Origin of the sequence: Nitratireductor arenosus (assembly GCF_009742725.1) — a bacterium.
Classification (GTDB): Bacteria; Pseudomonadota; Alphaproteobacteria; order Rhizobiales; family Rhizobiaceae; genus Mangrovimarina; species Mangrovimarina arenosa.
In genome coordinates, this window is the sequence record NZ_WPHG01000007.1 from 34,883 (window position 1) to 54,746 (window position 19,864).

Consider the following 19,864-nt stretch of genomic DNA (forward strand, 5'->3'; position numbering starts at 1 on the left):
ACGCCGCCACGCCGGGGCGCGCCTGGCAACGCATGCTGTCTGGACGCAGGCTCGACCTGCTCGACCCCTCGCCGCTCGACATTGAGATCGCCGACATCGCCCACGGGCTGGCGCGCGTGGCACGCTGGAACGGCCAGACACATGGCGACCATGCCTTCTCGGTGGCGCAACACTCGCTACTGGTGGAAGCGATCCTCGCCCAAAGCCCCGGCCGGCAGGAGCGCCGCCTGCGCCTGGCCGCGCTCCTGCATGACGGCGCCGAATATGTGATCGGCGACATGATCTCGCCGTTCAAGGCCGTCGTCGGCGGCGGCTACAAGGAGGTGGAAAACCGCATCCAGGCGGCCATCCATCTGCGTTACGGCCTGCCGGCGAAACTCCCCGAAACGTTGAAGAAAGCCATCAAGCGCGCCGACCAGATCGCCGCCTATTTCGAAGCGACGGAACTGGCCGGGTTTTCCGAAAGCGAGGCGGCGACGTTTTTCGGCCGGCCGCGCGGCTTTACCGCCGCCATGCTCGACCTCGAGCCGAAACCGGCGAGCGAAGCGCAACGCGCCTTCGTGGCGCGTTTCGAGGCGATCGAGGCCGGCTGAGCACACGATGGTCGGGCGACCTGACTCGGGTTGCCGGCCTATCGCTCCAGCCGGTCGAGAAACCATTGTGTCAGACGCGTCCAGACCGCGTCCTTCTCGCCGGCGTCCTCGCACCCATGGTCGAGATTGGGATTGTCGTTGACCTCGATGACGAACACGCCGTCCGGCGTTTCCTTGAGGTCGACACCGTAGAGCCCGTCGCCAATGCAACGCGCCGCGCGCACCGCGACATCCATCACGTTGGCGGGCGTATTGCGCAGGGTGAAAGCCTTGAAGCCGCCTTGTACGGGCTTGCCGCCACGGTCGTGATTGACGATCTGCCAGTGTTTCTTCGCCATCAGATACTGGACGGCGAACAGCGGCTCGCCGCCGAGCACGCCGATGCGCCAGTCGAACTCGGTGGGCAGGAATTTCTGCGCGATCAGCAGATCGGATTCGCGCAGCCAATGGCTGGCAAGCTCCTTAAGCGCGCGCTCGTCGGCCGCCTTCTTCACCCCGCGCGAAAAGGCGCTATCGGGGATTTTCAGCACCAGCGGAAAGCCGAGCCGGTTCGCGGCCGTGTCGAGATCGGCAAGGCCGGCGATCATCACCGTCGGCGGCACGGGCACCTTGTTTAGCTCCATCAGTTCGTTGAGATAGACCTTGTTGGTGCAGCGGATCATCGACAACGGATCGTCGATGACCGGCATGCCTTCCTGCTGGGCGCGGCGGGCGAAGCGGTAGGTGTGATTGGAGATCGCCGTCGTCTCGCGGATAAACAGCGCGTCGTAATTGGCGAGCCGGGCCAGATCCTTCTTCGTCACCGGCTCGACCTCGACCCCCATTCTGGCGGCTACCCTGGCCCAGTGGCGCAGCGACGAGACCTGCGAGGGCGGCAACTCCTCGTTGGGGTCGATCAGCGTGGCGAAGGTGTAGCGCGCCGTGGTGCGCGATTTCGTCTCGCGCCACTCGCGGCCGGTATAGGTGGCCAGGCAGGCGACGAAGCGCGCCTGCTCCTCGGATTTCATCCGGGCCAGCGGCAGAAAGCCGATCTTGCGGATCGCCGCCCAGCCGGCGCGATCCTCGATCGTCACCTCAAGTGCGGGAGCGCGAAACCAGTCAAACAGCAAACGCGCGAAGCGATCGGTCGCCTTGGTTGACGCAATGCCGAAGAACACCGTCAGTCGCGCCGGAACGATGCCTCCCAGATCCTTGCGACATCTGTTCAACGCCTGCTCCAGCTCCGGCAGCGCGTTTTCATACAGTTTGCGCTCTGACAGATCGATGATCGTCTCGACCGAGGGGATGACGCGATGACCGCGCGAAGACGCCAGCAGCGACGCATAATAACCGCGGCTTTGATAGGCATAGCTGTTCGACAGGTTGATGACCTTCGGCCGCTGGCCCCGAAACAGCGCCGGGTGTGCGAGGTAATCGCGATTGGTGATGATCTTGTGCGGCGTGGCGGCCGGACCGAGGTCGTTACGCCTGCCCGTGAGAATGACCCAGCTCATCGTTCCTCGTGCCGTTTGATCATCACTGCGGCGCGCAACCCGTCACGCCCGAACTGCGCCATGCGCATGAAAATCGCGTAAGGCACAGGGATACCTGCGGCATCCGTCATGGTTTCGCCGCGCTCGTCTTCGACCCACGGATCATGGATGGTAATATGTTTGCCGTCGTCGGCGATGGCCAGCACCCAGTGCGGGACCTTTTGGCCGAACATCAAATAGCCGCTCACCAAAACCATCGCGAGCCCACCACCGGACAGGCAGGCGCCGATATCATCCAGTGAAAAGGCGCGCGTGTGGGTGGGAATCTCATACCCGGCCGCTCGCCGACGGAAATCGGCCTGGGCCACTTCCATCACCGAGCGTTTTTCGTGGCTGCGCACCGACTGCAGAAAAAGCGGACCGACGGCCGACACGAAGATTTCGGCCGACAGGCCGAGATCGTGAGCGGCCACCGCCAGTCCGAACGGTTCGCAGCCGCCGGCGCCCGACATCATGAACACCGTCGTCGCCTCGCGCCAAAGGCGCAGTTCGGCGGTGCGGTCGGCCTTGTAACCGGGCAGGAAATGGCCGGCGGCCATCATCAAACAGCACGGGCCGCAGGTGAAATCCCAACTCTGCGGATAATAGGGGACGCCGGTCGCGGGCGGATGCTGGCCGCGCAGCGTCTTTTCGAAACGCAGCGCCGCCATACCGTCGTGGTAATAGTCGGGCTCGCGGCCGATGCAGCGGTAGCCGTTCTGCTTGTAAAGCGCGATCGCCCGGTGATTGTCCTCGCGCACTTCGAGCCGCAGCAGAAGCCTTTCGCGATCAAACGCCACGCTTTCAGCCGCCTGGAGCAGCGCCCGACCGAGCCCGGGCTCATCGGATGCACGTGCGATCGAATAAAGCCTGGCCACACCGCTGCCCTTGCGAAACAGCACCATGACATAGCCGGCGACGCGTCCGTCCACCTCAACAACGAGCGCGGCGGCGGTCTCCCGCTCGATTAGCTGGCGAAAAGAGCGGCGCGATATCCGGTCGCCCGCAAAAGCGGCTTGCTCGATGGCGACCAGAGCATCGATATCAGCCGTGCAGGCCGAGCGAATGCGCGAAGACATGCCTGTGTCATGATCCATGGGCGACCCCGAGGCTCCGCCCTTGGAGCCGCCTGCACCGGGTCGTCATGCGGCGCAGGCCGAGGATTGCCATCGCACCCGAAATGCGACGGAAGTGTGGCGAAACCTGTGGACAGGCACCGCCCGTCCCAAGCGACAATCGCCGGTGTCGCGGGGCTGGCGGCGGCATCCGGCTTTTGCCGCGCGCGGCCTTTCAAGCCGGGACACGATCCGGTCTAATGCCGGCCAAATCAGACAATAGCGAAGGAAGACCATGGACACGATCGGAGAAAACGCAACAGGCCTGATGGCGGCGCTCAGCGCCGGATTGGAGCAGGCGGGCGCGCTCGCCGTGGAATATTCCTTTTCCGTCCTGGGCGCGGTGATCCTTTTAATCGCCGGCTTCATCGTCGCCGGGGTGGTCGAGCGCGCGGCCTATCGCGGGCTGTCCGGCGTGCGCGGTTTCGACGAGACGCTGAAGAAATTTCTGTCCAAGACGGCGCGCTACGGCGTATTGATCATCACCGTCGTCGCCGTTCTGGCGCAATTCGGCGTCCAGACGGCAAGCATCCTGGCCGCGCTCGGCGCCGCCGGCCTCGCCATCGGGCTCGCCTTGCAGGGAACCCTGCAGAACATCGCCGCCGGCATCATGCTTCTGGTGCTCAGACCCTTCCGCGTCGGCGAATATGTCGATGCGGGCAGCGTTTCGGGCACCATCGTGGAGATCGGGCTGTTTGCGACCGAGCTGAAAACCATCGACGGGCTGTTCGTGCTCGCCCCCAACAGCGAATTGTGGAACTCGCCGGTCACCAACTATACGCGCAACGCGCTGCGCCGGGCCGACGTGACGATCGGCATCGGTTATGGCGACGACATCGACCTGGCCCAGACGACGCTGGCCGGGCTGATCGACAGCGACGAGCGCGTACTCTCCGAACCGGCGCCGACGACGTTCGTCAGCGAACTCGGCGACAGCGCCGTGGCGGTGACGGCGCGCTACTGGACCAAGACGCCGGACTGGTTCCAGACCAAGCTCGACGTGACCAAGGCGGCCAAGCTCGCCTTCGACGATAAGGGTATTTCGATCCCCTTTCCGCAGCGCGACGTGCATCTGATCGGCCAGGACAAGGACTGATCCACGCCGGCGCCGCGCTGGGCACGACGCCGGCCGCCCGTTTCTTTCATCAAAAAAATTGATCCACACAACGCGCTCTATTCGCTGGAATGAACCCGACCGATCGGTAAGATCCATGCGAACAGGAGTTCTCCCGTATGGCCATCCCGTCCAGTCCCGCCGAGAGCCGATCCACGCTGCCCTGGCTTATCATCATCTGCGGCTGCCTGATCGCGGCGTTGACCTTCGGTCCGCGTTCGGCGATGGGCTTTTTCCAGTTGCCCATGCTCGCCGAAAAAGGCTGGGACCGCACGACGTTCGGGCTGGCGATGGCGATCCAGAACCTGGCCTGGGGGCTGGGCACGCCGGTGTTCGGCGCGATCGCCGACAAATTCGGCACGTGGCGGGTGCTGGCGCTGTCGGGCGCGATGTATACGGCCGGGCTCTACCTGATGGCGGGCGCCGAGAGCGCGACCATGCTTCACATCGGCGGCGGTCTGCTGGTGGGTCTCGGCGTGGCGTCCGGTTCGTTCGGCATCGTGCTCGCCGCCTTCGCGCGCAATGTCGCACCGGAGAGACGCAGCCTCGCCTTCGGCATCGGCACGGCCGCCGGTTCGGCCGGCATGTTCCTGTTCGCCCCGCTCAGCCAGGGGCTGATCGACAGCTATGGCTGGCATGACACGCTGGTTATCATGAGTGTGATGATGCTGGCCATTCCGCTATTGGCGATCCCGCTGCGCGGCAATTCGGCGAGCGGCAGCAACAGCCAGGACGAGATGGATCAGACGATGGGCCAGGCACTGCGCGAGGCCTTCGGTCACCACAGCTACCTGCTTCTGGTCTCCGGATTTTTCGTCTGCGGCTTCCAGGTCGCTTTCATCACCGCGCATTTCCCCGCCTATATTTCAGACATCGGCGTCGAGGCCCGCTACGCGGTGATTGCCCTCGCCCTGATCGGCTTTTTCAACATTGTCGGTTCGCTCGCCTCCGGCTTCATCGGCCAGCGCTATTCCAAACCGATCTTCCTGGCCTGGATCTATATCGGCCGTTCGGTGCTGGTGACGGCGTTCCTGCTTCTGCCGCAATCGCCGGCGAGCGTCGTCGTGTTCGCCGTCATCATGGGGCTGTTGTGGCTGTCGACGGTCCCACCGACCAACGCGCTGGTCGCCATCATGTTCGGCACCCGCCATCTCGGCATGCTAGGCGGGTTCGTCTTCCTGTCGCACCAGATCGGCTCGTTCATGGGCGTCTGGCTCGGCGGCTATCTCTACGATCTGTACGGTTCCTACGACGCGGTGTGGTGGCTGGGCGTCGCGCTCGGTCTGTTCGCGGCGATCGTGCATTGGCCGATCAGGGAACAGGCGGTCGAACGGCCGGTGCTCGCCGCGGCCGAATAGGGTTCAGCGCGGCTTCAGCTTCTCCGCCGGAAAGATCGAGCAGGTCTCGGTGCCGAAGGCGAGCAGCTTGCCGTTGCCGTCAAGGAGCTTGGCTTCGGAGACCGCCAGCGTCCGGCCCTTGTGCACGACAACACCCTCGCAAACGACCTCGCCGGTCCCGGGCGTGATCGGGCGGGTCAGGTTCACCTTGAACTCGGCCGTGGTGTAGGCCTCGCCCTTCGCCAGAAGGGTCTGTACCGCGCAGGCCAGAGCCGAATCGAGCAGCGTCGCCGCCCAACCGCCATGAACGCCGCCAAGCGGGTTCAAATGGCGCTCGTTCGGGACACCGCGAAAAACCGCGCGCCCCTCGGAGACCTCGACCAGACCGTAATTGAGCGCCGCGCCGATCGGCGGTGCGGGGTAGGTTCCGTCGACGATGCGTTGCAGAAGCTCGAGCCCTGTGTGGTTTTCGATGTCCTCATGCGGGATCGTGCCCACGCCCAGCGGCGACACATATCCGGGATAGAGTTCCACGGCGCTCATTCACGTCTCCTCGTTTACGGCGATATCGGTGGCGGCGCGGTTTCGCCTGAGCGCGGCCAGGAACCCGGCCCTGGTTTGCGGCGGTTCGATGCCGCGCGGCTCGTAGACGTGCCGGGTGAAGAAATAACCGGTCAGCCGGAACGCCGCCTCGACCGCGTCGAGATCGCCGCCCAGGCCGGCGCGCGCGTGCAGGAATGCCGGCAGCGCCAACAGCCGGTCGGCGTAGGGCTGGCCGGCCAGGCGCGACACTGCGCGTCCGGATTTGGGCGAGACGAAAACAAGGTCCTCGGCCGAGCCAGTGGCCGCGCAGCGCGACAGGTCGAGCCCGAAACCGAGTTCGTCGAGGATCAACAGTTCGAAACGCACGATCAGTTCGGCCGCCAGCGTCTCGTCGTCGAGATGTTGCAGGATCACCGCAAAGGTCTCGAAAAGGCGCAGATGCGGATCGCGCTCGGGCAAAAGCCGCAGATGCGCGGACAGGGTCTGCAGGCCATAGACGGCGCAGGCGCCCGACAGGAGACGGGCGGCGTTGAGTTCCAGCGCCTCGACCTGATAGGTGCCGAGATGTTCGTCGAGCCGCGCCCGCCAGGCCAGTTCGACCCGGTTGCCCGCCTGCAACACCGGCTGCTGCTTGCGCGAGCGCCCGCCGCGCACCAGCCCGAGATGCCGGCCGTGGGCGCGCGTCATCACCTCCAAAATGAGGCTGGTTTCGCCGTGCCGGCGCGAGCCGATGATGATGCCCTCGTCACGCCATTCCATTGTTCATGCCTGAACCGATTTCGGCCGGAAGGCAAGACCGGTCGGGCCGGGTGATGGCAAGCCACGTCCAATGAACGCCGAGCGCCCGGTTTTGCGGCTGAATCGACGCTGTTTGTGTTTTGCGCAGGAGGCCGAGCCCGTTCGCCGAGGCAAGGGCGACCGTATCGCTTGAGCGGATCGCCGAGACCGGACGGCCCGGCGCGCCGGGCCCGTGACGCAGCGCCATGATCATCAGACCGCCGGGCGCAAGCGCTTCAGCGAGACGGCTCATCGCCAGTGGGCGATGCCGGTCGGCGAGATGCTGCCAGACACCGACCACCAGCATCAGGTCGAACGGGTCCAACGCCGCAAGATGGCCAAGCTCCGGCAGGCGGTCGTCCAGCCAGGAGATACCGGCATCCGCGTGCAGCGCGGCGCCGGCGCATCTGAGCCGTGCCACCGGTTCGACGGCGACGACGCGGTGGCCCTGATCGGCAAGCCATGCGGCATCACGGCCAGTCCCGGCGCCGATATCGGCGACACGCAGCGGCCGGCGCGGGAAGAGATCGGCGACAGGCGTGTATAATCTCTCAGGTGAAATCGCCTCCGAGCGCGCCACCCAAGCGTCCGACACCGCGGCGTAACCGTCAAGCACGTCATCGATCATAGTGCCGCTCCGCGCCCTGCCCCGTCACTTTCCCGCGCAGTGGTGGCAAGCCGGGACGGGCCGGTCAAGCAGCGGACACGGCAGCCCATTCGAAGCTGACAAGAATATCGATCGCGTAGACGACCAGCGCCAGGAAAGCGACGAGAAAAGCCACGGTACGCGCCATCAGCACGGAAACACCGGCGACATAGATCACCGCGTGCGCGACGCGTGCGAAGAAGAAGATTGCCGTGCACCAGACCGTGACCGCGTCGTGCACGCCGGCAAGATGTGCGACGAGGACCAGCCCGGCGAACGCGCCATATTGTTCCACGAGATTGAGATGGGCGCGGTCGGCGCGGCGTATCCAGTGCGGCACTTCGGCGTGGCGGCCTTCGACATATTCCTTCGGCGTCAACGGGCCGACATGCGTCGCCTGTCCATAGATGAAGGGAATCCAGACCACGGCGAGCAGCACCGAGGTCAGGAACAGATAAAACAGCTCGGTCGTCATCGATCACCCTTCCACCGTCAGGTTGGACGAGATCAATTTAACACAAATGTAAATTAATTGAAGCCGCCGTCTTCAGTCCGGATAATCGAGCCCCATCTCGCGATAACGATCCGGGTCGTCGCCCCAGTTCTCGCGCACCTTGACGAACAGGAACAGATGCACCTTCTGCTCCATCACCTCGGCGATCTCCTTGCGGGCGGCGCTGCCGATCGCCTTGATCGTCTCGCCCTTGTGGCCGAGCACGATCTTTTTCTGGCTATCGCGCTCGACATAGACCACCTGCTCGATGCGCACCGAGCCGTCCGGCTTTTCCTCCCATGTCTCGGTTTCGACGTGCGAGGAATAAGGAAGCTCCTGATGGAGGCGCAGATAGAGCTTTTCGCGGGTGATCTCGGCGGCGAGCTGGCGCATCGGCAAGTCCGAAACCTGGTCCTCGGGGTAATACCATGGCCCTTCCGGCAGGGTCGCGGCCAGGTGATCGAGCAGATCAGCGCAGCCCGAGCCGGTCAGCGCAGAGATCATGAAGGTGCGCGCGAAGGCGGCCTTCTCGTTCGCGGCTGCCGTCAGCGCCAGAAGAGCTTCGCGTTTGACGCGGTCGATCTTGTTGAGAACCAGCACCATCGGCTGGGAGATTTCGCCGACCCGGTCGAGCAGCGCCTCGGCGTCGCCCCTGATCCCGCGCTCGGCGTCGATCATCACCAGGACGATATCGGCGTCCCTGGCCCCGCCCCAGGCGGTACTCACCATAGCCCGATCGAGGCGACGGCGCGGCTTGAAGATGCCGGGCGTGTCGACAAATACGATCTGGGCGTTGCCGTGGGTAGCGATGCCACGCACGATCGAGCGCGTCGTCTGCACTTTGTGGGTGACGATCGAGACCTTGGTGCCGACCAGTTGGTTGATCAGCGTCGACTTGCCTGCATTCGGCGCGCCGACCAGCGCCACGAAGCCGGAATGCGTCGGCACGCTTTCGTGTTCGGTGTTGTCGGTATCTTCGGTCACTGTGCCGGTTCCGTCTTTTCCCATACGCCCTCGCGCATCAGCATCGCCGCGGCCGCTGCCTGCTCCGCCTCACGCTTGGCGCGGCCGCTGCCCCGTGCGGGGGCGAGATCGCCGACGCTGACGGTAACGGTGAACAGCGGCTCATGATCGGGGCCCTCGCGGCCTTCCAGCCGATAGGTCGGTGTCGTCCCGGCGGCCTGATGCGCCCATTCCTGCAATTCGGTCTTGGCATCGCGCGCCGCGCTTTGCGCCTTGCGGCTGCGCGGCTCCCAATATCTCAGGATGAAGAGCCGCGCCGCATCGAGCCCGCCATCAAGATAGATCGCCGCGATCAGCGCTTCCATGACATCGGCGCGGGTGCCACGTCCCTTGCGTCCGGATGCGGATTTAAGCCCCGCTTCGGCGCGGATAAAATCCGCCAGGCCGATCTCGTCGGCGACTTCGGCGCAAGCATCGCCGCTAACCAGCGCGTTGAGCCGGAGCGCCAGTTCGCCCTCCGGCGCGCCGGGAAAGGCGTGGAACAGCAAGTCGGCCACCACCAGCCCGAGCACGCGGTCACCGAGAAATTCGAGCCGCTCGTAGTCCGAACCGGTCCGGCGCCGGGCGCTCGAATGGGTCAGCGCGCGTTCGAGCCGCTCGAGATCGTTGAAGGTGTGTCCAGTGCGTTCGCGCAGCGCCTCGGCCAGCGCCGCTCCGGAAAAGCGCTTTCGGGCCGTCATCTGATCATATTGAACAGCCGCGTCGGGCGGATATGGCTCGGCCATTTCCATATCTCGAGCGGGCTGGCGCCACCGGAGATGGAAAAGAAGATGATGTTGGCCCGGCCGACGAGGTTTTCCTCCGGCACGAAACCGAAGACGCGACTGTCGGCGGAATTGTCGCGATTGTCGCCCATCATGAAATAATGGCCCTCCGGCACGGCGAATTCACGCGTGTCGTCGCTGATGCCGTTCGGCGTCACGTCGAGCGTGTCGTAGGAAACGCCGTTGGGCAGGGTCTCGCGATAGACGTCGACCGGGCGGTTGACCTCGGTGATATCGGGATTGTCGATCTGGCCGGTCTTTTGACGGCTCACCGCCTCGCCATTGATGAAAAGCTGGCCGTCGCGCATCTGAATGCGGTCGCCCGGCAGGCCGATGACGCGCTTGATGTAGTCGAGTGCCGGATTGGGCGGATATTTGAACACGGCGACGTCGCCGCGCTCGGGTGCCGTATCCCAGATCCGGCCTTCGAACAGATCCGGCGAAAACGGCAGTGAATGCCGGGAGTAGCCGTAAGCCCATTTGGTCACGAAGAGATAATCGCCCTCCAAAAGGGTCGGCCGCATCGATCCGGAAGGAATGGAAAAGGGTTGAAAAAGAAACGTCCTGATCACCAAGGCCAACAACAGCGCCTGGACGATGACGCTGACCGTCTCGCCCAGCCCGCCAGATTTCTTCCGCGATTTGTCAGCCACGCTCATTTCGTCCTCAAATCAGTCAGCCGACCGGTCTTATCGGCTTGCGCGACGCGGGGCAACGGCATTGCCCCGCATCGCGCAGGCCAAACACCGCAAACGTGGCGCTTATTCGGCACGAACCGCTTCGATGATCACGAAAGCCTGCGCCAGCGGGTGATCGTCGGTGATGGTGAGATGGATGCGCGCCTCGTGGCCTGGCGGCAAGATCATCCGCAGCCGCGCGGCCGCACCGCCGGAAAGCTCCATGGTCGGGCGACCGCCGTCGAGATTGACCACGCCCATCTCGTTCCAGAACACACCCTCGGCGATGCCGGTGCCGAGCGCCTTGGCGCAGGCCTCCTTGGCAGCGAAACGCTTGGCGTAGGATGCCGCGCGATGCTTGCGCCCCTCGGATTTTGTCCGTTCGGTTTCCGTGAAGATGCGATGCGTGAAGCGCCGTCCGTAACGCTCGAGCGAGCGTTCGATGCGACGGATGTCGATCAGATCGGAACCGAGACCGACGATCATCCGCGCGCCACCGCCCCGCCGGCCGGCCGCAAAGCCCGTCGCATCGCCCGTTCGGCGAGCCGACGCTGGCGCTGGCGGCGGAAAGCGGCGACGCCCCAGCGGGTCAGGAGGTAGAAACCGAGCGCGAAGGCCATGCCAAGCGGGATCCCGCCGGCCGTCATCGGCTTCAAGAGCGGATCCCAAAGCTGGGAAAACTCGAGATGGCGCAGCATGCGCCCGAAATGGATCGTCTCAGAGGCGCCGGGCCGGCCGGTGCCGAGAAGAAAACTGCCGAGTTCATAGGTGCTGGCCCAGATCAGCGGAAAGGTGATCGGATTGCCGATAGCGGTGCCGATGGCCGAGGCGAGCAGATTGCCGGCGAGAACCCAGGCAAACACGGCGGCGAAAATGAAATGAAAGCCGAGAAAGGGCATGAAGGACACGAACACGCCGGAAGCGATGCCGGCAGCGATCGCATGCGGCGTCGCGTTGAGGCGCAGGACCCGCTTGGCGTAGTATTGGGCCGAGCGCCAGAAGGACCGCCGCGGCCACACGAATGTGCGCGTGCGCTCCCACATGTCCGCCGGCTTTCTGCGCCGAAACAGCATCGATAGAACACCCCGGCTCGTTCGCGGAAATCAGGTCCGGAAATATCTCCGGCGGCCGCCGCCGGATCCGATCCGGCCAGGCAACCATCCCATTACCCGCTTAACAAAGATATAGCCCCGCAATGTGGCATCGCCAATATGGATATCAGTCGCGGCGCCAGCGCGTCGATTCCCGCGCCTGGCGGCCAGGGCCCAATCTACCCGTTCACGCGATGTCCCTCGCTGACGGACGGCGTATCGCGAAGTTGCCCCAGAAGCCGGTTGAGGTGCTTGAGGTCCCAGACCTCGAGGTCGAAAACCATCTCGGTGAAATCCGGCGCGGTCCGCACCATCGACAATTTGTGGATGTTGGCGTCGTTGGAGGCGATCACCTGGGCGATCTCGGCCAGCGAGCCCGGCTCGTTGATCGCGGTGACGGAAATACGCGCCGGAAAACGCTCATTGGTGCCCTCGACGATGTCCCAGCGCACGTCGATCCAGCGTTCCGGCTGATCGTCGAAGGCGGTCAGCGAGGGTGACTGGATCGGATAGATGGTGATGCCGGATCCTGGCTGCATGATGCCGACAATCCGGTCGCCCGGGACCGCGCCCTCGGGTGCGAAACGCACGGGAAGATCGCCGGCCACGCCGCGGATCGGCAGGGCGCTCTCATCCGAGGCCTTTTTCTTACGCTTCCGCGCCCCGTCCTTCTTCGCCGACCGGCCGGGTATCTTGAACAGCATGCCGGCGGCATCTCTCAGGTTGAACCAGCCCTCCTCGCGCGGACGCGGTACCGCGGTCACGCGCTCGTCCTTGTAGTCGGGAAACACGGCGCGCAGCACGTCGGGCGAGGACAGTTCGCCGCGCCCTACCGCCGCCACCACATCCTCGATGTCCTTGCGTGCCAGACGGTGCAGCACCGGCTTCAACTGATCGCGCGAATAGGCGTGGCCGGCCCGCTCGAAGGCCCGTTCGAGGATGCGCGTGCCGAGCCCGGAATACTGCTTGCGGATCGCGGCGCGCGTGGCGCGCCTGATGGCCGAGCGCGCCTTGCCGGTGACAACCACCTGCTCCCAGGCGGCGGGCGGCACCTGGGCCTTGGAACGGATGATGTCGACCTCGTCGCCGTTCTTCAACTCCGTCATCAATGGCATGATCCTGCCGTTGACCTTGGCGCCGACACAGGTGTCGCCGACATCGGTGTGGACGGCGTAGGCGAAGTCGATCGGGGTGGCGCCGCGCGGCAGCGCGATAAGCTTGCCTTTCGGGGTGAAACAGAACACCTGGTCCTGGAACATCTCCAGCCGGGTATTCTCCAAAAACTCCTCGGGATTGTCGCCTTCCGACAGCGCCTCGATGGTGCGGCGGAGCCAGGCATAGGCGTTGGTTTCCGTTGAGATCGCGTGGCCGGCACCGTTCGGCCTGTTGCCAAAGTCCTTGTAGATGGAATGGGCGGCGACACCATATTCCGCGACCCGGTCCATGGAATAAGTGCGGATCTGCAGTTCGACGCGCTGGCGCGATGGGCCGACGATGGTGGTGTGGATCGAGCGGTAGTCGTTCTGCTTCGGGGTAGAGATGTAATCCTTGAAGCGGCCGGGCACCATCGACCAAGTGGTATGGATCGCGCACAGTGCCCGGTAGCAATCCTCGGTCTCTTCGACCAATACGCGAAAGCCGAAAATGTCTGAAAGCTGCTCGAAGGAAAGCGCCTTGGTCTCCATCTTGCGGAACACCGACCACGGCTTTTTCTGGCGGCTCTTCACCTCCGCCTTGATGTCGTATTCGACAAACAGCGCCGAAAGCGCGGTTTCGATCTCGCCGATCACGCCCCGGTTGCGCTCGAAGATTTCCGTCAGGCGTTCGGTCACCGCCCGGTAGCCGCCGGGATTGATGTGCTTGAAGGCGAGTTCCTCCAGCTCCTCGCGCATATCCTGCATGCCCATGCGTCCGGCGAGCGGCGCATAGATGTCCATGGTTTCTTCGGCGATGCGCAGGCGCTTGTGTTCCGGCACGTGATCGAGCGTGCGCATATTGTGCAGCCGGTCGGCCAGTTTGACCAGCAGCACCCGCACATCCTCGGCGATCGCCAGAAGCAGTTTGCGCAGGTTTTCCGCCTGCTCCGCCTTCTTGGAGACGAGGTCGAGCTTCTTGAGCTTTGTCAGCCCGTCGACCAACTTGCCCATGTCCTTGCCGAACAGCTCGTCGATTTCCTGGCGGGTGGCGGTGGTGTCCTCGATCGTGTCGTGAAGCAAGGCGACGGCGATGGTCGATTCGTCGAGATGCATGTCGACCAGAATGGCGGCGACCTCGAGCGGATGCGAAAAATACGGATCGCCGGAAGCGCGCTTCTGATGGCCATGTTTTTGCATGGCGTAGACATAGGCCTTGTTCAGGAGCGCCTCGTTGACGTCGGGCTTGTAGCGTTGCACACGCTCGACAAGCTCATACTGGCGCATCATCGCAAGGCCGGCTCCTCAAAACAAAAAACATGCGCCGCGACGACACGGCGCATGTCATAATTATACACGACTTGGCGCCCCCGGTAGGGGGAGCGGCCCGTTCGTGTCAGAAATCGTCGCTTTTCTCCGGCGGGACCAGGCCTTCGATGCCCGCCAGAAGGTCTTCTTCGCTCATCCGGTCGAAGGAAACCGGCTCGTCGTCGGTCGGCGCCGCGTCGGCAAGCGGGGACGCCGCCTCGTCCTGCTCGATAACCTCCGGCTCGTCCGCCTCGGGCTCGTCGACCTCGACGTGCTTTTGCAGAGAATGGATCAGATCTTCCTTCAAGTCGCCGGGCGACAGCGTCTCGTCGGCGATCTCGCGCAACGCCACGACGGGGTTTTTGTCGTTGTCGCGATCGACGGTGATCGCCGCGCCCTGGGAAATCTGCCGAGCGCGGTGACCGGACAGGAGCACCAGCTCGAAACGGTTTTCGACCTTGTCGATGCAGTCTTCAACGGTGACGCGGGCCATCAATGCCCCTTTCAGCTTCGATTGTTCGGGATTTGGTCGGCTCCTTACTCCGGATGCGGCCAAATTACAAGCATTCCCGCATCGCCCCCCACCGGTGCGCGCGCCATATCAAAGCGGCGGCGGCCACTAGAAGGACGGCGCGGCGACGCCGGCGCGCCGGCAGGCCGCAGCCAGCGTATTGGCCATCAGCATCGCGATCGTCATCGGTCCGATGCCACCCGGCACCGGCGTTATCGCTCCGGCATTCTCGCAGGCCGCCTCGAAATCGACATCGCCGACGAGGCGCGACTTGCCGTCGCCTTTCTCGGGCGCCGGGATCCGGTTGATGCCGACATCAATAACCGTGGCGCCAGGCTTGATCCAGTCGCCCTTGACCATCCGTGGCCGCCCCACCGCGGCCACGAGGATGTCGGCCGTGCGGCACAGCGCGGCGAGATCGCGCGTGCGGCTGTGCGCGATCGTGACAGTGGCGTTGGCCGCCAGAAGCAGATTGGCCATCGGCTTGCCGACAATGTTGGAGCGGCCGATGACAACGGCGGTGAGGCCCGACAGATCGCGGCCGCGCGCGCGCTCCGTCAAGATCATCGAGCCGGCCGGTGTACACGGCACGAAGGCGGAATCGGTCTCGCCGGTCGAAAGCTTGCCGACATTGATGAAATGGAAACCGTCGACATCCTTGTCGGGGTCGATCGACTGAATGACGCGGCCGGCGTCGATATGAGCGGGCAAGGGAAGCTGAACCAGAATGCCGTGAATGGCCGGATCGGCGTTCAGGTCGGCGATCAGGGCAAGAAGCGTCGCTTCATCCGTCTCCTCGGCCAGTTCGTGCTGCAGGGAATGAAAACCGCATTCCTTGGCTTTCCTGGATTTCGACGCCACGTAGACCTGACTGGCGGGATCGGTTCCAACGATCACCACCGCAATGCCTGGCACGACGCCGGTCCGCCCGCGCAGCCCCTCGGCACCGCCCTTGACGGCCGCGACGATCTCGTCGGCAACCTTCCGTCCCTCGATCCGCTCGGCCATTCGTCGCTCCCGAATCCATTCGATCCGGGAGCATTATGCGACAATCCACACTGGCGATACCTGCGATTGCGTCGCGGTGTGCCGTAAACGCGAAAGCCGTCAGATGAAGCGGCGACGACCGCGATTTTCACTAAGCTCGCGCAGGGCTTCGCGGAACTCGCGCAGGCTTTCGCGGATCTCGTTGATAGCGTCGCCGTCGTGGTCCTGAGCAGCTACGGACCTGTCCGTGACCGGTCGTCCGGCAGCCGCATCGACATGCGGCGCGGCGCCATAACCGGCCGGGTCGGCTTGCGGCGCATGCGGCGGCGCGTGGTGTTGCCACGGCTGGACGTTATGCTGCGGATCGGGCCAATAGGGCTGGGCCTGTGGTATCGGCCGAGGCCAATAGGCCGGCGACGCTGGTGGGTAACCATGCCCGGGCTGCGCCCAGGGATGACGCGGTTGCGACGCATGCCGATGAACGGACGCAGGCTCGCCGACAAAGCCCGGATACCAGCCATAGACCGGACCGGGTGCGGGATAGTGGGCGGCCGTCGCGGGGTCGTACCAATATTGACCATGGGGGCCGGGTGCGGGCTCGGCTGTTTCGGGCGAACGTGTCGCCGGCCACGCTGAATAGTCCGGCATGCGATGCATATCTGCCTCCTCGGCGGTCTCCGCCGCAGTTGCGGCGGGTTCGGTTGCACTGGATTCTCGGTGACGGGACTCTGAACCGGAAGCCTCTACAAACTCGGCCTGCGGCGACTCTTTTCTAACGGCAGAAACGCCATTATCGTCCGGCTCGTCCGGCTCGTCCGGCTCCCGCCGGCGCTCGGCGGGCGCAAGTTGCGTTGTCGGCGATGCGGGCGCCGGCGGACCGACCGGCGCGGCGGACGCCCTGCCCATGCTGGCACGAAAACTGTCATAGGCACCGCGGGCACCACCCAGCCCGACGCCGGCGGCAAATCCGAACATGGTGGCGAGCACAGTCATTGTCTTGCGCGACATGCCGGTCGGTTCAAGCGGCGGCATCGCTTCGGAGATGACGCTAATATTGACCGCGTTGATATCCTTTTGCTGCCCGGTCTCGCGGGCGCGCAGCAGGAACCCTTCGTAGACCGCCCGCTTGGCGGACGCTTCACGCTCGAGCTCGCGCACCGTCACCAGCTCGTCACTCAGATTGGCTTGGCGCGCCTTTAGCTGCGCGAGGCGCGCGGCCAACTCCTGCTCGAGCTGCACGGCCCGCTTGAGGTCGACCTGGATCGATTGCGCCACCAGCCGCAATTCCTGGGAAATCTGCTGACGCGCGCTGACGAGCTGCGCCTCGACTGCGGCGCGTTCGGGATGCCTAGGTCCGAGTTTGGCGCCAAGCCGGTCCGCTTCCTGGCGCAGCGTCGAATATTGCGCACGCATTTCGGTGAGAACCGGCGAGTTGATCTGCTCGGGCAGGTTTCCGGTCAGGATAGAGTCGACCGAGACCGAACGTGCGGACGAAGCGCGCGCGTTGAGCTCGAGCGTGCGGGCCCGCGCGGTCGCAAGCTGATCGTTGAGCTTGATGATCTCGTCGTCGCTGATCAGGCGTCCCTGGGCGTCGACGATATCGTTTTCAGCCTTGAACGCCTCGATCTGCCGTTCCGCAGCCTCAACACCGGCGCGCAGTTCGGCCAGCCGCGAGGACAACTCATCCGACGCCTTGCCGGCCGTTCCGGACTGCAAGTCACCATAGGTCTCAAGGAACACTTCGGTGACGGTGTTGGCGATCAGGGCCGCTTTTTGCGGACTTTCCGATTTGGCGGCGATGGAAATTACAAAAGTCTTGCCGCCGCGCTCGGCGTCGACGGCGTGAAAAAGGTTTTCCACGGTTATCGCGTGGCGGTTGGCGTTGGCGCCCTCCTCCCCACCCGCCAGCGAAAGCAGGGAGGTTAGCCCGGAAAGCAGACTTCCCAGGCCGCCGCTGCCGCCCTCGCCGTTGAATTCCGGATCTTGATCCAGGTTAAGCCGGGCAACCGTCTTGTTCATCACTGTGCCGGAAAGGATGACCCGCACCTGATTTTCCACTAGGGCCAGGGTCGCGTCGGATGGCAGCCCGCCGGACGTCAGATCGCGGTCCAGGAACTTGATGTCGCGCGGATCGACGAGCATCTCGGCGATCGCCTGGTATTCCTTCGGCGTCGACAGGGCGATGAACACCCCGAGCAGCGCACCGCAGATCGTTGTGGCGGCGATCAAGCCTTTCGAATTGAAGATACCGCCGATAACGGCCATCGGATCGATCAGCGGCCGCCAGTATGGATCGCGCTCGTCGCTCGAGGTCCTCGTTCCAACGTCGCGGCCGCGACCGGGCGTGTCTGTCTTGGCCGACCGATCTGCCGGGACGGCGCGAGCGGGCCCGTCGGAACGAGGAACCCAAAGTCCCGACCATCCAGGTTCGGCGCGATGCTGACGGTTCGGTTGCGGGGCGTCCTGAATACCAATGTCGTCGCCCGATTCGGCCGAATGCCGCGACAACGCCTTGATCAGCGGGCTGCGCCCTGCCTCGCGGCGCGAGCGCGCGATCTCATGGCGCTCGGCCGGCGAAACCGCCAACTCATCCGCCGCGGCCACCGGCTCGCGGCCATCGCGCCCCCCCTTCGTGCCCCGACCGTCCGCATGCGGGTCGACGAGGGTCAAGAGAGACCCTTTTCGCTTCTTGCGGTCGCGGTTGTCGAAAGCTGGCATCGGTTCGCATATCTCGGATAGGTTGCAACGCCCACCGGCGCCAATCGTTAAGGCACGCTAAACAGCCATGGGAAACAAAAGGTTAATTTTCTTAATTTTTCGCGACCTTGCGGCCCCGGTGTGGCGGCGGTGCGCGGGACCGCAAAACCGCGCGTTAATGTTTGATCGATAAGGTACTTTCGAAAAGGCAGGACATCAGCGCCTATGGCACCGCATTCCGGCATCGACGCCACCGACGCCAGGGTCGGTGCGATGGACCGTATTTCCGATTTTCTGACGTCGCGAACCGCGCTGCTGCGCGACTACCTGACCGCGGTGAGCGGTTCGCTCGGACGCCTCGTTTTCTCGCTGCTTTATTTCGTCGTGCTGGCCAACACACTGTCGATCGCCGAGTTCGGGCTTTTTGCCACCGCATCGGCCGCCGGCGTGATGCTGTCACGCATTGTCGGCTTCGGCTTCGTGTCCTCGCTCTATCGAATAGCAACCGTCAAACCGCGCTTACTTGGCACGTTCGCCGGCGGCTTTCTGCTGATGACCGTGCTGTCGCTTCCTGTGCTCGCGGCTGCGAGCTGGCTCACGCATTCCATCTTTTTCGTCGGCGACCTGCCGTTCGCGACTTTCGCGCTAGTGATCGTGTCGGAGGCGCTGCTGTGGCGCATGGTCGAAACGGTAGTTATCGTCAACAACGGACTGAACCGCTTCGCGGCCGCCGCCGTGCTGGTGATCGCCGGAACGGCGTTGCGGGCCGTCGCGGCCGGGCTGTTCGCGCTCGCGACCGCGCCCGTGCTTGTCGATTGGGTTTACTATTACCTCGCCGCGAACGGGGCATGCCTCGCGATCGCGCTTGCCTTCTTCTGGCCGCGCCAGCGCCTGCGGCTGCGACCGGCACTCTACTGGTCCCGTCTCGCCGACGCGCTCTACGTGGCGGGGGCGGAGCTTCTGTTCTACCTGCAGATGGAACTGGACAAGCTCCTGGTTCTTGCGCTGGGCGGGCCGCATCTGGCCGGCATCTACGCGATCGTCATGCGGCTGGTTGATCTGACCGCGATCCCGGTCCGCACCTTCACCATGTTGCTCGTGCAAAGGCTGATGCGCGCGCCCGAAACGCTGTCGAAACTATGGCTGCGCGTCGGGTTCGAGGCCGGCATCCTGGCCATTTCCACGCTCGGCCTGGCCGGGCTCGCGCTGGTGTTGCATTTCTACCCGACGGTCCTGGGCGGCAATGTCTCGCAGGCCGGGCCACTGGTTATCTTCGCGCTCGCCGTGCCGGGGCTGCGCAACCTGATCGAATATCAAGCGGAATTGCTGTTCGCGCGCGGTCAGATGCTGTTGCGCGCAATCAACCTGGCCATACTTGCCGGCGCCAAAGCCCTCGTGCTCACCTATCTGCTGCTCGGCGCGCTCGACGCCCAGCAACTCGTGCTGATGCTGAACGGCGCGTTCGCGGTGCTCTATCTCGCCTCCGCGGTCCTGACCTACAGCGCGCTCAGGCTGCCGGCGAAACGCGCCTGACGGGCCCGACG

Annotated in this window: 19 protein-coding genes; 4 read left to right on the plus strand and 15 right to left on the minus strand. The window is 64.4% G+C overall.

What is annotated here, in order from left to right; translation table 11 throughout:
• Positions 1 to 32: 32 nt before the first annotated feature.
• Complete coding sequence (locus GN330_RS20640; protein WP_156715350.1) at positions 33 to 593, plus strand: YfbR-like 5'-deoxynucleotidase; 561 nt, start codon at positions 33 to 35, stop codon at positions 591 to 593.
• Between the two features lie 38 nt (positions 594 to 631).
• Here GN330_RS20640 and GN330_RS20645 read toward each other — a convergent pair whose 3' ends face one another.
• Complete coding sequence (locus GN330_RS20645; protein ID WP_156715103.1) at positions 632 to 2,086, minus strand: RimK family protein; 1,455 nt, start codon at positions 2,084 to 2,086, stop codon at positions 632 to 634.
• A complete protein-coding gene (locus GN330_RS20650) occupies positions 2,083 to 3,183 on the minus strand; it encodes a GNAT family N-acetyltransferase/peptidase C39 family protein (RefSeq protein ID WP_156715106.1) in 1,101 nt (366 codons plus the stop codon). The genes GN330_RS20645 and GN330_RS20650 overlap by 4 nt, the downstream gene beginning before the upstream one ends.
• 271 nt (positions 3,184 to 3,454) lie before the next feature.
• On the opposite strand from GN330_RS20650, the gene GN330_RS20655 reads away from it, so the two are divergent.
• Complete coding sequence (locus tag GN330_RS20655; protein WP_425487191.1) at positions 3,455 to 4,315, plus strand: mechanosensitive ion channel family protein; 861 nt, start codon at positions 3,455 to 3,457, stop codon at positions 4,313 to 4,315.
• A gap of 137 nt (positions 4,316 to 4,452) precedes the next feature.
• Complete coding sequence (locus GN330_RS20660) at positions 4,453 to 5,691, plus strand: MFS transporter (protein ID WP_156715108.1); 1,239 nt, start codon at positions 4,453 to 4,455, stop codon at positions 5,689 to 5,691.
• Positions 5,692 to 5,694: 3 nt separating this feature from the next.
• Here GN330_RS20660 and GN330_RS20665 read toward each other — a convergent pair whose 3' ends face one another.
• The 13 genes from GN330_RS20665 to GN330_RS24160 all read right to left on the minus strand — a co-directional run bounded on the left by GN330_RS20665 (position 5,695) and on the right by GN330_RS24160 (position 17,813).
• Entirely contained in the window at positions 5,695 to 6,213 is a 519-nt protein-coding gene (locus GN330_RS20665) for a PaaI family thioesterase (RefSeq protein WP_156715110.1), read from the minus strand.
• The gene (recO, locus tag GN330_RS20670) at positions 6,214 to 6,972 is read right to left on the minus strand and encodes a DNA repair protein RecO (RefSeq protein WP_156715113.1); all 759 of its coding nucleotides are present in this window, start codon (positions 6,970 to 6,972) and stop codon (positions 6,214 to 6,216) included.
• Positions 6,959 to 7,618 (minus strand): class I SAM-dependent methyltransferase, encoded by a 660-nt coding sequence (locus tag GN330_RS20675; RefSeq protein WP_156715115.1) that lies wholly within the window; start codon positions 7,616 to 7,618, stop codon positions 6,959 to 6,961. The genes recO and GN330_RS20675 overlap by 14 nt, the downstream gene beginning before the upstream one ends.
• A gap of 64 nt (positions 7,619 to 7,682) precedes the next feature.
• Positions 7,683 to 8,111 carry an MAPEG family protein gene (locus GN330_RS20680; RefSeq protein WP_156715117.1) on the minus strand — a complete coding sequence of 143 codons (429 nt, stop codon included), beginning with the start codon at positions 8,109 to 8,111 and terminating at the stop codon, positions 7,683 to 7,685.
• A gap of 72 nt (positions 8,112 to 8,183) precedes the next feature.
• The gene (gene era, locus GN330_RS20685) at positions 8,184 to 9,137 is read right to left on the minus strand and encodes a GTPase Era (RefSeq protein WP_156715118.1); all 954 of its coding nucleotides are present in this window, start codon (positions 9,135 to 9,137) and stop codon (positions 8,184 to 8,186) included.
• Entirely contained in the window at positions 9,110 to 9,832 is a 723-nt protein-coding gene (gene rnc, locus GN330_RS20690) for a ribonuclease III (RefSeq protein ID WP_156715120.1), read from the minus strand. Before rnc ends, era begins: the two co-directional genes overlap by 28 nt.
• Positions 9,829 to 10,575: a signal peptidase I gene (gene lepB / locus GN330_RS20695; RefSeq protein WP_156715122.1), complete on the minus strand. Its 747-nt coding sequence runs from the start codon at positions 10,573 to 10,575 to the stop codon at positions 9,829 to 9,831. Before lepB ends, rnc begins: the two co-directional genes overlap by 4 nt.
• Before the next feature lie 102 nt (positions 10,576 to 10,677).
• Positions 10,678 to 11,079, minus strand: a complete 402-nt coding sequence (acpS, locus tag GN330_RS20700; RefSeq protein WP_156715124.1) for a holo-ACP synthase — start codon at positions 11,077 to 11,079, stop codon at positions 10,678 to 10,680.
• Complete coding sequence (locus GN330_RS20705) at positions 11,076 to 11,666, minus strand: DUF2062 domain-containing protein (RefSeq protein WP_156715127.1); 591 nt, start codon at positions 11,664 to 11,666, stop codon at positions 11,076 to 11,078. The genes acpS and GN330_RS20705 overlap by 4 nt, the downstream gene beginning before the upstream one ends.
• A 197-nt stretch (positions 11,667 to 11,863) precedes the next feature.
• Positions 11,864 to 14,107, minus strand: coding sequence for a RelA/SpoT family protein (locus tag GN330_RS20710; RefSeq protein WP_156715129.1), 2,244 nt, complete (start codon positions 14,105 to 14,107; stop codon positions 11,864 to 11,866).
• Between the two features lie 106 nt (positions 14,108 to 14,213).
• Positions 14,214 to 14,618: a DNA-directed RNA polymerase subunit omega gene (gene rpoZ / locus GN330_RS20715; RefSeq protein ID WP_156715132.1), complete on the minus strand. Its 405-nt coding sequence runs from the start codon at positions 14,616 to 14,618 to the stop codon at positions 14,214 to 14,216.
• A 126-nt stretch (positions 14,619 to 14,744) separates the two neighbouring features.
• The gene (gene folD / locus GN330_RS20720) at positions 14,745 to 15,644 is read right to left on the minus strand and encodes a bifunctional methylenetetrahydrofolate dehydrogenase/methenyltetrahydrofolate cyclohydrolase FolD (RefSeq protein WP_156715134.1); all 900 of its coding nucleotides are present in this window, start codon (positions 15,642 to 15,644) and stop codon (positions 14,745 to 14,747) included.
• A gap of 99 nt (positions 15,645 to 15,743) precedes the next feature.
• On the minus strand, positions 15,744 to 17,813 hold the full coding sequence (locus GN330_RS24160) for a succinoglycan biosynthesis protein exop (protein WP_343041004.1): 2,070 nt from the start codon (positions 17,811 to 17,813) through the stop codon (positions 15,744 to 15,746).
• Positions 17,814 to 18,545: 732 nt separating this feature from the next.
• Here GN330_RS24160 and GN330_RS20730 point away from each other — a divergent pair.
• Positions 18,546 to 19,853, plus strand: a complete 1,308-nt coding sequence (locus tag GN330_RS20730) for a lipopolysaccharide biosynthesis protein (protein WP_425487192.1) — start codon at positions 18,546 to 18,548, stop codon at positions 19,851 to 19,853.
• Positions 19,854 to 19,864: the final 11 nt, after the last annotated feature.

Coding starts and splice junctions, on each gene's coding strand:
- GN330_RS20640 (WP_156715350.1), top strand. CDS start 33: ATGCTGTCTGGACGCAGGCTCGACCTGCTCGACCCCTCGCCGCTCGAC.
- GN330_RS20645 (WP_156715103.1), bottom strand. CDS start 2,086: ATGAGCTGGGTCATTCTCACGGGCAGGCGTAACGACCTCGGTCCGGCC.
- GN330_RS20650 (WP_156715106.1), bottom strand. CDS start 3,183: ATGTCTTCGCGCATTCGCTCGGCCTGCACGGCTGATATCGATGCTCTG.
- GN330_RS20655 (WP_425487191.1), top strand. CDS start 3,455: ATGGACACGATCGGAGAAAACGCAACAGGCCTGATGGCGGCGCTCAGC.
- GN330_RS20660 (WP_156715108.1), top strand. CDS start 4,453: ATGGCCATCCCGTCCAGTCCCGCCGAGAGCCGATCCACGCTGCCCTGG.
- GN330_RS20665 (WP_156715110.1), bottom strand. CDS start 6,213: ATGAGCGCCGTGGAACTCTATCCCGGATATGTGTCGCCGCTGGGCGTG.
- recO (WP_156715113.1), bottom strand. CDS start 6,972: ATGGAATGGCGTGACGAGGGCATCATCATCGGCTCGCGCCGGCACGGC.
- GN330_RS20675 (WP_156715115.1), bottom strand. CDS start 7,618: ATGATCGATGACGTGCTTGACGGTTACGCCGCGGTGTCGGACGCTTGG.
- GN330_RS20680 (WP_156715117.1), bottom strand. CDS start 8,111: ATGACGACCGAGCTGTTTTATCTGTTCCTGACCTCGGTGCTGCTCGCC.
- era (WP_156715118.1), bottom strand. CDS start 9,137: ATGGGAAAAGACGGAACCGGCACAGTGACCGAAGATACCGACAACACC.
- rnc (WP_156715120.1), bottom strand. CDS start 9,832: ATGACGGCCCGAAAGCGCTTTTCCGGAGCGGCGCTGGCCGAGGCGCTG.
- lepB (WP_156715122.1), bottom strand. CDS start 10,575: ATGAGCGTGGCTGACAAATCGCGGAAGAAATCTGGCGGGCTGGGCGAG.
- acpS (WP_156715124.1), bottom strand. CDS start 11,079: ATGATCGTCGGTCTCGGTTCCGATCTGATCGACATCCGTCGCATCGAA.
- GN330_RS20705 (WP_156715127.1), bottom strand. CDS start 11,666: ATGCTGTTTCGGCGCAGAAAGCCGGCGGACATGTGGGAGCGCACGCGC.
- GN330_RS20710 (WP_156715129.1), bottom strand. CDS start 14,107: ATGATGCGCCAGTATGAGCTTGTCGAGCGTGTGCAACGCTACAAGCCC.
- rpoZ (WP_156715132.1), bottom strand. CDS start 14,618: ATGGCCCGCGTCACCGTTGAAGACTGCATCGACAAGGTCGAAAACCGT.
- folD (WP_156715134.1), bottom strand. CDS start 15,644: ATGGCCGAGCGGATCGAGGGACGGAAGGTTGCCGACGAGATCGTCGCG.
- GN330_RS20730 (WP_425487192.1), top strand. CDS start 18,546: ATGGCACCGCATTCCGGCATCGACGCCACCGACGCCAGGGTCGGTGCG.